This window comes from Rhodovulum sp. HP10 (genome assembly GCF_047553435.1).
GTDB lineage: Bacteria > Pseudomonadota > Alphaproteobacteria > Rhodobacterales > Rhodobacteraceae > Rhodovulum.
Map to the genome: position 1 here is coordinate 3,312,208 of NZ_CP180201.1, position 12,719 is coordinate 3,324,926.

Genomic DNA, 12,719 nt, shown 5'->3' on the forward strand with positions numbered 1-12,719 from the left:
CTCAGACTGGCCGCGCGGCGCCGGTCGGCCGGTCGAGCAGGTAATCGGTCGCCATCGCGCCGATCCACATGCTGAACAGCGCCAGCCAGGCGGTGCCCGCGAAGATCGAGCTGCCGGTCACGCCCGCCCCGATCGAGCAGCCGCCTGCCAGCATGCCGCCGAACCCCATCAGCGCCGCCCCGATCATCGCCTTGCGCATGTTGACCTCGGATTCGAAGCCCTGCAGCCGCAGATCGCCCCCGATCCAGGCGGCGGCGAAGGCGCCGAGGAAGACGCCCGGCACCAGCCCGATGTCGAATTGCAGAAGCGCCGGGCGTTCGAGAAAGAACATCAGCATGTTGGCCGAGGGGCCGGTGAAGGTCAGGCTTTGCACCTGGACCGGGTCGAAGGCCACCTGCGACAGCCCGAAGGTCAGCACCCAGCCGACCGCGACGGCAAAGCCCACCCCCGCCCCGAAGACCAGCCTGCCACGCGAGATCCGGTTGCGCCGTGCCAGATACAGCGCCAGCACCGCGATCATGAGGCCAAGTCCCAGCCCGCTTTCGCGCGGCAGCCCCAGCTCGCGCAGCAGATCGCTGTTGCGCCCGCCCGCGGTCACCCAGAGCGCCGCGATCCGGTCGCGCAAGGGCGCCAGCCAGCCATGCAGGCTCATCTGTCCGACGACGGCAAAGATCAGCCCCGAGACGACCGAGCGCAGGTTGCCGGTCGCGGCCAGCACCAGCAGCCGCCCGGCACAGCCCCGCGCCAGCACCATGCCGATGCCGAAGAGCAGCCCCCCCGCGATGGCCCCCGACCACGAGCCCGGCACCGCCATGATCCGCGCATCCTCCGAGCGCATCAGCCCCGACAGCTCGGCCGCCTGCACCCAGACCAGCGCGGTCGAGAAGCACAGGAGCCAGACCGACAGCCGCGCGCCCAATTGGCCGCGCGCGACCTCGACCGTCGCCGCGCGCAGGCAGAAGGCCGAGCGTTGCGCGGCGACCCCGAAGATCGCGCCGGCGATCAGGCCGAACAGCGCGGCCGTCGGCCCCTCGCCGAACCGCTCCACCAGCTGGACCATATCCATGCGCTTCTCCTCTCTCCCTCCGGCGCTTGTCTGCGTGGGTCCGGCCTGTCCCGCCTTGATCTGGGTCAGGGCAGGCGACGGCGGGAATCGTCTCGCCAAGCCGGGATTTCGCGGATAATGGAACGTCATGGCCCTGCATTTTCGTCCTGTCCGCCTTGCTGACGCCGGAACCCTGCCGTTCTGGCGCCGCCCGGTTTCGCTTCTGTTCGTGATGGCCTTTGCCATGCCGGTGGGCTTCGCCACCTGGTCGGCGCTTCTGAACAATTTCGTCATCGAGGCCGCGGGCTTCACCGGGGTCGAGATCGGCTGGCTGCATACCGTGCGCGAGGTGCCGGGCTTTCTGGCGATCGGGGTGATCGCGCTGATCATGTTCATGCGCGAGCAGGTGCTGGGGTTGGTCGCGCTTCTGCTTCTGGGGGCGGCGACGGCCGTGACCGCCTGGTTTCCCTCGCTCGGCGGCATCCTCACCATCACCATGCTCAGCTCGATCGGGTTCCACTATTACGAGACGGTGAACCAGTCGCTGCAGCTGCAATGGATCGAGAAGGACCGGGCGCCGCAAACGCTGGGCTGGCTGATGGCGGCGGGCTCGGCCGCCTCGCTTCTGGCCTATGGGCTGCTGGTCGTCACCTGGAAGACCTTCGATCTGTCCTACAATTTCGTCTATCTCGCCTCGGGCGGGTTCACCGCCGCGGCCGCGCTGTTCTGCCTGCTGGCCTATCCGCAATTCGAGGCGCCGAACCCGCAGCTCAAGCGGCTGGTGCTGCGCCGCCGCTACTGGCTTTACTACCTTCTGCAATTCATGTCGGGCGCGCGGCGGCAGATCTTCACCGTCTTCGCGGCCTTCATGATGGTCGAGCGGTTCGGCTTCGAGGTGCATGAGGTCACGGCGCTTTTCCTCATCAACTTCCTGGCCAACATGCTCTTCGCGCCGCTGCTGGGGAAGGCGGTCGCACGCTGGGGCGAGCGGCGGGCGCTGGCCTTCGAATATGTCGGGCTGATCTGCGTCTTCCTCGCCTATGGCGGGATCTACTACCTGGGCTGGGGCGTGGTGCTGGCCGCCACGCTTTACGTGATCGACCACATGTTCTTCGCGCTGGCCTTCGCGCTCAAGACCTATTTCCAGAAGATCGCCGATCCGGGCGACATCGCCCCCACCGCCGCCGTGGCCTTCACCATCAATCACATCGCGGCGGTCTTCCTGCCCGCGGCGCTGGGCTATCTCTGGGTCACCTCGCCGGGCGGAGTGTTCCTGCTGGCGGCGGGCATGGCGGCGACCTCGCTGGCGCTGGCGCTGATGATCCCGCGCCATCCCGCGCCCGGCAACGAGACCGTGTTCTCGCGGCTGATGCCCGCCCCGGCCGAATAGGCCCCGCGGCCCAGAAGGGCTCCGGGGCAGTGCGATCTCTCTGGAGGGGCAGGGCCGTCGGGGCCCGGGCACGGGGGCAGAAGAACCGGGCTTCAGGCCATGGCGCGGCGCTGGCGCCGGACGTCAGAGCCGGAGAGAGGCGTCTCTCCGGCCCGATCCGCCCGCCGCTGTCCTAGGCGGCGGGCTTTTGCATGCACAGCGTCGTCCAGTCGCCGATCTGCTCGGAGCCCTGCAGGCCCAGGCCGCAGGCGGCATAGGCCGCGGCCACATCTTCGGCCTGTTCGTTCAATAGCCCCGACAGGATCGCGATGCCGCCGGGCGCCAGTCGCGCGGCGATTTCGGGGGCCAGCTCGATCAGCGGCGCCTTCAGGATATTGGCGAAGATCAGACCGAACGGCGCCTCGGCCGCCAGCGCGGGATGATCGAACCCGGTCGCCTCGAGGCAGCGAATGCGTTCGGACAGCCCGTTGGCCGCGACATTGGCCTCGGCCACCTCGACGGCCACCGGATCGATGTCTGAGGCAAGGACCGGCACCTGCCACAGATGCGCCGCCGCCATCGCCAGAACCGCCGTGCCGCAGCCGATATCGGCCACCGCGCGCGGCGCGAAGCCCGCCTCGGCCAGCCGGTCGACGGCGCAGAGGCAGCCCAGCGTGGTGCCGTGATGCCCGGTGCCGAAGGCCATCGAGGCCTCGATCAGAAGCGGCACCGGCCCCTCGGGGACGCGGTCGGCATCGTGGCTGCCATACAGGAAGAACCGCCCGGCCTCTACGGGGGCGAGATCGCGCCGGACCTTGGCCACCCAGTCGGTCTCGGGCACCTCGGACACCATGAAGGGGCGTGCGCCGTGAAGCGCCGCCAGGAGCGCCAGCCCGGCCTCGTCGGGCGGCTCGGTGAAGAAGGCGCCAAGTTCCCACAGCCCCGAGCCATCCTCGATCTCGAAGACGCCCACGCCCATGGGCTCGGGATCGAGCCGCTCCTCGATGGCCTCGGCCAGCGCCTCGGCGGCCTCCTGGGCGGTCAGCGTGGTCAGCGCGGAATAGGTGGGCATCGGGGCGGCCTTTCGGGTGGTCGGAAAACAGGACCCAGCGCCTAGGCCGCGCCGACGGTCTGGTCAAGCGCCGCGATCGCCGCCTCGACCAGCGCCTCGGGCGGTTCGGAGGCGTCGAGCCGGATCACCGGACAGGGCAGCTCTCCGAGCCAGAGCTCGTGCTTGCGCCGGGTGCGCCCGGTGAAGTCGGGGAAATCGTAGCCAATCGCATAATCCATGAAGGCCTGATGAGCCTCTGCCCTGGGCCCGCCCGGCAGGATCGCATCGCCATAGCGCAGATGCTCGCGCCGCCTGAGCCGCGCCAGCCGCCGCGCGGGCGGCAGGGCCAGGAAAACGACATGGGTGAAACGGGGGGCAAGCCGGTCGCCCCAACCCAGCATGGACCCCGCCAGGATCCAGTCGGGACGCGGCAGGAACACGTCCTGCATCAGGGCCAGCCGCTCCTCGGGCGGGCGTTTGCGGGTGAAAGGCGGATCGGAGGGATGCCAGTAGAAATCGTCCGTGTCGAAACATTGCGAGGCCAGCCGGATGGCCAGCCCCCGCGCCAGCGTCGAACAGCCCGCGCCGCTGGCGCCGGTGATGTGAATGCGTAGCCCCATGGTCTTTGCCGATGGCCCCTCGGATCAGGCGTCCTTCCCCCCGGGACAAGTTACCCCGGTGCCGCCGAGCCCGCAATAACCGCCCGGATTCTTGGCAAGGTATTGCTGGTGATAGGCTTCGGCATAAAAGAAGGGCGGTGCGGCCCGGATCTCGGTGGTGATCGCGCGGTAGCCCGCCGCCCGCAGCCGCTCCTGATAGGTGGCGAGACTGGCCTCGGCGGCGGCCCTTTGCGCCTCGGTCAGGGTGAAGATCGCCGAGCGGTACTGGGTGCCCCGGTCATTGCCCTGGCGCATGCCCTGGGTCGGGTCATGGCCCTCCCAGAAGGCGGCCAGAAGCCGCCCGAGCGAAATCTCTGCCGGGTCATGGACGACGCGCACCACCTCGGCATGACCGGTGCGCCCGGTGCAGATCTCCTCATAGGTCGGGTTCGGGGTGAAGCCCCCGGCATAGCCCGCTGCGGTCATCCAGACCCCCGGCAGCTTCCAGAACAGCCGCTCGACGCCCCAGAAACAGCCCATGCCGAAGACGATCTCCTGCATTCCCTCGGGAACCGGGGCCTTGAGCGGGCGCCCGAAGACGTAATGGGTCTCGGCGGTCGCGATCGGCTCGGCTCGGCCTTTCAGCGCCTCGTCTTCGCGGACCATCTCTGTCTTGCGTCCCGTCAGGGAAAACATGCGCCACCTCCATCGCTTGAGTTGACGATGCATATAGGTGCCCCGCGCGGCCCGCCCATGCCCGGCATCTGGAATTGATCGAATTCCGGCCCGGACTGTCCCGGGCCGCGGGGGCGCTGTGCCCGAACGGGCCGCGGGGGAGCGTCCGGTGCACAGGCCGGGACGACGGCATTGGACGACGGCCTCGGCCGAGAAACGGGTGGGCCGGTCCGGCCTTGCCAAAGGTCAGGGCTGCTCGCCCGGCTTGGCGCGTGGCCGCGCCGGCACATCGGGACGGTCAGGCTCGGCGCGCTCAGATCCCGGTTGCGCGCAGGCCGCGGCCAGCTTGGAAGGGCGGACGATCCGCCCGTGCCGAAGGCGCGGCCGAAAATCCGTCTGTCCGGACCCGGTCCCGCGCTGTGCCGCGGCCGGGCCTGGCTGCGACCATCGGTCCCGAGGCAGGGCGCCGCCGGATAGCGCCCGGGACTGGCGCCCGGTCGCGATCGGGCGCCGAAGCGGTGCCGCGATCCGGCCCGGGCTGACGGTTCAATCTGGCGCAGGTCGGCACGCGGCGGGGAATGGGCCTCCCCGGGCGCTGATGCCGGGAGGGAAAAGGCGCAGGATCTCGCCCGAGCCCCGCACGGTTGCGGCCTCTCCTCCCGAGCCATGTCGTCCCGGAGCGGTCGCCCCATGACCGATGCGCAAGAACCCATCCGCGATACCGGGCTGCGGTGGGCGCATGGGCGTGCAGAGGTGCCGTTCAACCGGTCGGGGCCCTGACAGCCGTCGCGACGGGGGCGGGAACATGCGGCACAGGATCGGCGAGCCGCGCCCGCGCCGCAACGCTCCATGCCGGGCTTGTGACGACAGGAGATGTCGTCGGAAGCGCCCGCTCAGGGTGCAGGGTGCAGGGTGCAGAGTGCAAGGGGAGGCGGCATGCCCGGCCCCGGGGCGCTGCCCGCGCCCCGCTTTGCGCGGCCGGGAAATGTCGGCTGCTTCTCGATGTGTCGCTGGATGTATTGCACCAGGCCTGCGGTCGGAGGGGCTTTCCCTGCCCGCACCGGAGACCGCGACCCCTTCTGCGAGAAACTCGTGATGAAGACGCTGAAGATCACCGGGATCAAGGCCGGGCCATCTCTTTTAGCTCCTGCCCGGAGAGATCGGTTGGGTGGGACGTGCAGGGTAACGCTGCGTCATCTTGTGGCGCGTGGCTTTTTCCTTTTGAACAGTTCCGGTTTTCAGAGAACATTTTTCCGGCCCTTTCGATTGCGGACGAAGGACGGCGCCTGCATCGGCAGAATTGAAGCCGGGGCCGGTTGCCGTTTCCCGTTCTTTTTCGGGGGTTCGGTAATTTTTGCCAAATTGAAGCTGACATTTTTAAATCGAAGGTTGAAACCAGATGCGCATTGCAATTGCCGATCTGAATAATTTTTCCCGTTATCCAACGCTTTCGGTCGGCCAGATCGCCGCCATCCTGCGCCGGGCAGGGCATGAGGTCGAGGTGATCTCTCCCTTTGCGGTGGGGGTCGGCAGCTACCGGCGTGTGACGCGGCCGCATGCGCTGGGCTATTACGAATCGGTCCTGCGCCATGCCACGGCGGTCAGCGGAGCCCGGGCGGTGCGCGAGCTGCGCCGGAAGGTCGCCGCTGCCCGCAGTCCCGCCCGCGCCCGCAGCCAGGCCGCGACCCTGGCCGAGGTGCAGGGCGCGCTCGGGCGCGCCACCGATCTTCTGCTGATCTCGGCCTACAGCATGTATCGCGAGGTGTGCGGGGCGATTGCCGCCGAGGCGGCGCGCCGAGGCGTGCCGGTGGTCGTCGGCGGGCCGATGTTCGGCATGCCCGAGATTGCGGCGCACTGGCTCGAGCTGCCGGGGATCTCCGGCGTCTTCGCCGGCGAGGCCGAGGGCCATCTGCTGGATCTCGTCGACAGCGTCATGGGAGGCGGTCACCCGGTGCCCGGGCTGGCCACGCCCGGGCGGCCCGAGCTTGTCCCGGCGGCGCCCTTCGCCGATTTTGACGCGCTGCCCTTTCCCGACTATGCCGACTTTCCCTGGGACCGCTATCCCAACCGGATCGTGCCGATGATGACCGGCCGGGGCTGCGGCTGGGGGGGGTGCACCTTCTGCAGCGATGTGCGGACGAGCGCGGGCCGCACCTTCCGCAGCCGCTCATTTCCGAATGTGCGCGACGAGATGGCCTGGCAAAGCCGCCGCCACCGGACCGGGATCTTCACCTTTCTCGACCTCAAGCTGAATTCGGACCTCGCGGTCTGGCACGGGCTGATCGACGAGGCCCAGAGCGTGGCGCCGGGCTGCGAATGGACGGCCTCGGTCCATGTTCAGGCCAATGGCGGGAACGGGCTGGAGCCGGACGTGCTGAAGGCGGCGCGCCGTGCCGGGCTGTCGCGCATCACCACCGGGCTCGAATCCGCGGCGCAGGGGGTGCTGAACGCGATGGGGCGGGGCACCAATGCCGAGGCGCTGTCGCGCTTCGTGCGCCAGGCTTCCGAGGCCGGGATCAGCGTGCGGATGACCTCGATCCTGGGCTATCCGGGGGAGACCGCCGAGGATGTGCGGCTGACGGCCCGGTTCCTGGCCGAGCACCGGCCCTATATCGACCGCGTCGTGGTCAACCGGCTGGCCATTGTCGGCGACACGCCGCTGGGTCAGGCGATCCGGCGCAATCCGGCGCGCTATCCGCAGATCGGCGCGCTGGCGCAGAATCTCGAGACCGGGCTGATGGACCACGAAAACGCGACCTTCCGCAGCCCCGGGCATCTCTCTGCCGCGATGCGGATGCTGCGCGAGGTGCACAGGATCAACCGCAAGCCGCTGAAGGGCGCGTCTCTGACCTTCGAAGGGGTGATGTAGCCCGTCTGGCCCTGCGCCGCGCGGCCATCGGAGGGGCGAGAGCCGGTCTGTCGCCCCTCAATCGGCGGGTCAGTCGGCGGGCAGCGGCGCGCTGGGGGCCTCGGGGCGCGCGGCCGCGTCCTCGGGGCCGGTCGTCAGCATCCCGTTGGTCCAGGTGCCCGAGCGGATCTCGCCATCCGAGTATTTCATCACGCCCTTGCCCTCGTAGCGGCCCTCCGCGAACATGCCTTCATAGACGTCGCCATTGGCATAGGTGGCGCGGCCCTTGCCGTCGAACTTGCCCGCCTTCCAGCCGCCGGTATAGCTGAACCCGTCGGGCATGGTGATGGTGCCCTGACCTTCGCGCTGGCCCTTGACGAAGCCGCCCGAATAGACCGAACCGTCGGCATAGGTCGCGGTGCCCTCGCCATGGCGAAGCCCGCCCTTCCAGTCGCCGGTATAGCTGTAACCGCCGGCATGGGTCATCGTGCCCTTGCCGTTATAGGCGGCGTCCTTGAACTGGCCTTCATAGACCAGCCCGTCGGGGAAGGTCGCGCGGCCCGCTCCGCCGATCACGCCGCCGGTCCATTCGCCCTCATAAGTCGAGCCGTCGGCATAGGTGACCTTGCCCGAGCCATCGGGCATGTCGGCGCGGAACTGGCCCTCGTAGACCGCGCCGTCGGGATAGGTGAGCCGGCCCTCGCCCTCGATCCGGCCCGCGACCCAGTCGCCCTCGTAGCGGTAGCCGTCGGCGCCGATCAGCGTGCCCTTGCCGTGGCGCTTGTCGTTGCGGTACTCGCCCTCGTAGACATCGCCATTGGCGAAGGTGACCTTGCCGCTGCCATGCCGCTCGCCATTGACGAACTGGCCCTCGTAGATGTCGCCATTGGGCTGGGTCAGGGTGCCGAGACCGTTCATCTCGCCATCCTTCCACATGCCGGCATAGCTCAGCCCCTCGGGCGTGGTCAGCGTACCCTTGCCCGAGCGCTGGTTCTGGGACATCTCGCCCTGATAGACGCGCCCGCCCGGATAGGTGATCCTGCCCTTGCCGTCCTTGACGCCGTTGACCCAGCTGCCCTCGTAGACATAGCCGTTTGGGCTGGTCATCTTGCCGATGCCGTGATGGACCGCATTGCGGAATTCGCCCTCGTAGCGCACCCCGTTGGCATAGACCGCGACCCCGGTGCCGGTGATCTTGCCATCCTGCCAGTCGCCCTCGTAGGTGCCGCCATCGGCGAAGGTGATCTTGCCGGTGCCGTCGGGCTTGCCATCGGTGAACCCGCCCTCGTAGACCGAGCCGTTGACCAGCCGCGCGACGCCCTTGCCCTCGATCCGGCCATCGACCCACTGGCCCGAATATTCATAGCCGTTGGGCAGCCGGTAGGTGCCGGTGCCGTCCTGCTTGCCGTTCTTGAAGGTGCCTTCGTAGATCCCGCCATTGTCATATTGCCGGGTCACGACATTGCCGTCGTCCTGGGCGAGTGCAGCCCCGCCCGCCGCCAGCGCCGCAACCAGAGCCAGACGCGCCGTCATCCTGCCTGTTTTCTGCACCAAAGCCCCCATCGCCCTGACTTGCCGCGGTTCTTTTTGAAAGCGCGGAAACCCTAGTGGAGCCTCGGCGGGCTTACAACGGTTTTCGCCACCGGACGGCTTTCACTTGCCTGTCAGTCTGCTAAGAGGCGGGGCAGGATGCGACGAGGAATGCCATGGCCGACGACCGGTTCCGCCTCACCCTTGCCCAGCTCGACCCGACGGTCGGGGCGCTGGAGGACAATGCCGCCAAGGCGCGTGCCGCCTGGGCGGCGGGGCGCGATGCGGGGGCCGACATGGTGGCGCTGCCCGAGATGTTCCTGAGCGGCTACCAGCTGCAGGACCTGGCGCTGCGGCCCGCCTTCCTGGTCGATGTCGCGGCCCGGCTCGAGGCGCTGGCCCGGGACTGCGCCGATGGCCCGGCGCTCGGGATCGGGGCGCCGGTTGTCGAGGACGGATGCCATCACAACGCCTATTTCGTGCTGCACCGGGGCCGGGTGCTGGCACGGGTCTGCAAGCATCACCTGCCCAATGACGAGGTGTTCGACGAGAAGCGGGTCTTCGACGGTGGCCCGATCGACGGGCCGGTGCGGGTCGGCCCGCTCCGGATCGGGATGCCGGTCTGCGAGGATGCCTGGTACGAGGACGTGGCCGAGGCGCTGGCCGAGACCGGGGCCGAGATCCTCCTGGTGCCGAACGGCTCGCCCTATCACCGCGGCAAGCACGATACCCGCATGACCATCATGGTCTCGCGCGTGGTCGAGACCGGGCTGCCGCTGGTCTATCTCAATCTGGTCGGCGGGCAGGACGATCAGGTCTTCGACGGCGGGTCGTTCGTGCTCAATCCGGGCGGCGCGCTCGCGCTGCAGATGCCGGTGCTGGAAGAGGGCCTTGCCCATGTCGATTTCCGCCGCACGCCCGAAGGCTGGCGTGCCGATCCGGGCGCGCGCGCGGTCCTGCCCGATGCTTGGGAGCAGGACTACCGGGTGATGGTGACGGCGCTGCAGGCCTATGTCGCGAAATCGGGCTTCTCGAAGGTGGTGCTGGGGCTGTCGGGCGGCGTCGACTCGGCCTTGGTGGCGGCGATCGCGGCAGACGCGCTGGGGCCGGAGAACGTGCATTGCGTGATGCTGCCTTCGGACTTCACCTCGGCCGGGTCGCTCGAGGATGCGGCGGCGGTGGCCAGGGCGCTTGGCTGCCGGCTCGACGAGGTGCCGATTTCGGGGCCGCAGGCGGCCGCGACCGAGGCCCTGGCGCCGCTTTTCGCGGGGACCGAGACGGGCGTCACCGAGGAGAACCTGCAGTCGCGGTTGCGCGGGCTTCTCCTGATGGCGATCTCGAACAAGTTCGGCGAGATGCTCCTGACCACCGGCAACAAGTCGGAAGTGGCCGTGGGCTATGCCACGATCTATGGCGACATGGCGGGCGGCTACAATCCGATCAAGGATCTCTACAAGACCCGAGTCTTCGAGATCTGCCGCTGGCGCAATGCCCATCACCGGCCCTGGATGAAAGGCCCCGCAGGCGAGGTGATCCCGTCCCGGGTGATCGAGAAACCGCCCTCGGCGGAACTTCGCGCGGACCAGAAGGACGAGGACAGCCTGCCGCCCTATCCGGTGCTCGACCGGATCCTCGAGGGGCTGGTCGATGACGCGCGTCCGGTCGCGGATCTGGTGGCCGAGGGGTTTGATCGGGACATGGTGAAACGCGTCGAACATCTGATCTATATCAGCGAATACAAGCGCTTCCAGTCGGCGCCCGGGGCCCGGCTGACACAGCGGGCGTTCTGGCTCGACCGCCGCTATCCGATCGTCAACCGCTGGCGCGACCCGTCCTGAGCGGGGCGGCGATTTTTCGGCGAAAAATCGGGTCCGGCCGCACCGTGCCGCGCCGCTGACCGGTCCGGGCGACTGGACCGCGCCGGTCCGGGCCATATCTCAGGCAGAGCCGAAACCCGAACGAGGTATCTGCCATGACCAAACCCAAACTCGCCGTCATTTTCTATTCGACCTACGGAACCAATCACCAGATCGCCGAAGCCGCAGCCGGGGCCGCCACCGAGGCCGGCGCCGAGGTCCGCCTTCGGCGCGTGGCCGAGACTGCGCCCGAGGATGTCGTGAAGGGCCAGCCAGACTGGGCCGCGCAGCTCGAGAAGATGGCCGACATCCCGGTCGCCACGCCCGAGGACATGGCCTGGGCCGATGGCTATTTCTTCTCGGCGCCGACCCGGTTCGGGGTCGTGGCCAGCCAGATGCGGGCGTTCATCGACACGCTGGGCGCGGTCTGGCAGGACGGCAAGCTTGCCGGCAAACCCGTGACCGCCACCACCAGCGCGATGAATGTGCATGGCGGACAGGAAGCCACGCTGCTCACGCTTTATCCGACCTTCATGCATTGGGGCTCGATCCTGGTGCCGCCGGGCTATACCGATCAGACGATCTTCGAGGCCGGCGGCAATCCCTATGGCTATTCCGCCAAGGCCGGGGAGTTCGACGACAAGGGCAGGGCGGCCGTCGCCCATCAGGCCCGGCTCCTGGTCGAGATCGCCGCAAAGCTGATCGCCTGACGACAGCCGGGCGGGGGGGCAGGAGGGGCCCCCCCTCCTGCCTCAGAGTTCCGTCACCGCGCAGCGTTCGAGAAGCGCCTCGGTATCCTCGCGGGTGCAGAGCGCGGTGGCATCCGTCATCACCGCCGCGCTGGCCGCCGCCGCGCCCCATTGCAGCGCCCGGGCGAGGCCCTCATCCCGCGCCAGCGCCAGCACGAAGGCGCCGACGAAACTGTCGCCCGCCCCCACCAGCGAACGCACCGGCACCCTGGCCGCCGCCACATGCAGCCTGAGCCCCTCGGCGGCCAGCACATTGCCCTCGGCGCCCCGCGCGATCACCACCACCTGGGCCACGCCCCGCGCCACCAGCTCGGAGGCGAAATCGACGCTGTCCTTGCGGTCGGGCAAGGCGCGCCCGGCCAGTTCCTCGGCCTCGAGCCCGTCCATCCTGAGCACATAGGGCACCGCGTCGCGAGCCTCGGCCAGCCGGGTCAGCGCGGGCCCCGAGGTATCGGCGATGACGCGCGCGCCGCGCGTCCCGATCTTGGCACAGACCCGTTCGGTGAGATCCTCGGGCAGTCCGCGCGGCAGGCTGCCCGAGACCACCACATAGCCCGCCTCGGGCACCGCCGTCGTCACCGCGGCCAGCGTGGCCTTCAGCCCGGCCTCGTTCCAGATCGGTCCCGGCAGCACGAAGCGGAACTGCTCTCCGGTGGCGCTGTCGGTGACTGCAAGGCTCATCCGGGTCTCGCCCGGCGCCACCAGCGGAATGAGCCGGATACCCTCATGTTCCAGCAGCGCGCGCAGTTTGTCGCCGTTATGGCCGCCCAGCGCCACCAGCGCGAGGCTTTCGCCGCCCAGCAGCCGGATCGCGCGCGAGACATTGATGCCGCCCCCGCCCGGATCGGTCACCGGCGGGGCGCAGCGCAGCTTGTCGCCGGGCACGACATGGGCAACCGACGTGGACAGGTCCACGGTCGGATTGAGCGTGACGGTCAGGATATCGTGCATGAGTGGGGGGTCCTTGGCATTCGCGGGGCGACACTGCCACTCCGGC

General features: G+C 68.9%; 11 protein-coding genes. 5 read left to right on the top strand and 6 right to left on the bottom strand.

What is annotated here, in order from left to right:
• Window position 1: 1 nt before the first annotated feature.
• Window positions 2–1,066 (bottom strand): YeeE/YedE family protein, encoded by a 1,065-nt coding sequence (locus ACK8CO_RS15510; protein ID WP_414897204.1) that lies wholly within the window; start codon window positions 1,064–1,066, stop codon window positions 2–4.
• A 127-nt stretch (window positions 1,067–1,193) separates the two neighbouring features.
• Here ACK8CO_RS15510 and ACK8CO_RS15515 point away from each other — a divergent pair, with 127 nt between their 5' ends.
• Window positions 1,194–2,435 carry an MFS transporter gene (locus ACK8CO_RS15515; protein ID WP_080617013.1) on the top strand — a complete coding sequence of 414 codons (1,242 nt, stop codon included), beginning with the start codon at window positions 1,194–1,196 and terminating at the stop codon, window positions 2,433–2,435.
• Between the two features lie 172 nt (window positions 2,436–2,607).
• On the opposite strand, the gene ACK8CO_RS15520 is transcribed toward ACK8CO_RS15515, so the two are convergent.
• From ACK8CO_RS15520 to msrA, 3 genes are read right to left on the bottom strand one after another with little or no spacing between them, the layout of a single operon-like run.
• Window positions 2,608–3,486, bottom strand: coding sequence for a 50S ribosomal protein L11 methyltransferase (locus tag ACK8CO_RS15520; protein WP_414897205.1), 879 nt, complete (start codon window positions 3,484–3,486; stop codon window positions 2,608–2,610).
• Between the two features lie 41 nt (window positions 3,487–3,527).
• A complete protein-coding gene (locus ACK8CO_RS15525; RefSeq protein WP_414897206.1) occupies window positions 3,528–4,085 on the bottom strand; it encodes an adenylate kinase in 558 nt (185 codons plus the stop codon).
• A 24-nt stretch (window positions 4,086–4,109) separates the two neighbouring features.
• Window positions 4,110–4,760 carry a peptide-methionine (S)-S-oxide reductase MsrA gene (gene msrA / locus ACK8CO_RS15530; protein ID WP_414897207.1) on the bottom strand — a complete coding sequence of 217 codons (651 nt, stop codon included), beginning with the start codon at window positions 4,758–4,760 and terminating at the stop codon, window positions 4,110–4,112.
• A 1,074-nt stretch (window positions 4,761–5,834) separates the two neighbouring features.
• Here msrA and ACK8CO_RS15535 point away from each other — a divergent pair.
• Window positions 5,835–6,167, top strand: coding sequence for a hypothetical protein (locus ACK8CO_RS15535; RefSeq protein ID WP_414897208.1), 333 nt, complete (start codon window positions 5,835–5,837; stop codon window positions 6,165–6,167).
• Window positions 6,139–7,608, top strand: coding sequence for a B12-binding domain-containing radical SAM protein (locus ACK8CO_RS15540; RefSeq protein WP_414897209.1), 1,470 nt, complete (start codon window positions 6,139–6,141; stop codon window positions 7,606–7,608). The genes ACK8CO_RS15535 and ACK8CO_RS15540 overlap by 29 nt, the downstream gene beginning before the upstream one ends.
• A gap of 69 nt (window positions 7,609–7,677) precedes the next feature.
• Here ACK8CO_RS15540 and ACK8CO_RS15545 read toward each other — a convergent pair whose 3' ends face one another.
• The gene (locus tag ACK8CO_RS15545) at window positions 7,678–9,120 is read right to left on the bottom strand and encodes an MORN repeat-containing protein (RefSeq protein ID WP_414897210.1); all 1,443 of its coding nucleotides are present in this window, start codon (window positions 9,118–9,120) and stop codon (window positions 7,678–7,680) included.
• A gap of 173 nt (window positions 9,121–9,293) precedes the next feature.
• Between ACK8CO_RS15545 and ACK8CO_RS15550 the strand changes: the two genes are divergently transcribed.
• Window positions 9,294–10,955: an NAD+ synthase gene (locus ACK8CO_RS15550; protein WP_414897211.1), complete on the top strand. Its 1,662-nt coding sequence runs from the start codon at window positions 9,294–9,296 to the stop codon at window positions 10,953–10,955.
• Window positions 10,956–11,089: 134 nt separating this feature from the next.
• On the top strand, window positions 11,090–11,683 hold the full coding sequence (gene wrbA / locus ACK8CO_RS15555; protein ID WP_414897212.1) for an NAD(P)H:quinone oxidoreductase type IV: 594 nt from the start codon (window positions 11,090–11,092) through the stop codon (window positions 11,681–11,683).
• 42 nt (window positions 11,684–11,725) lie between these two features.
• Here the strand turns inward: wrbA and ACK8CO_RS15560 are convergent, their stop codons facing one another.
• Window positions 11,726–12,673, bottom strand: coding sequence for a 1-phosphofructokinase family hexose kinase (locus tag ACK8CO_RS15560; protein ID WP_414897213.1), 948 nt, complete (start codon window positions 12,671–12,673; stop codon window positions 11,726–11,728).
• Window positions 12,674–12,719 lie beyond the last annotated feature (46 nt).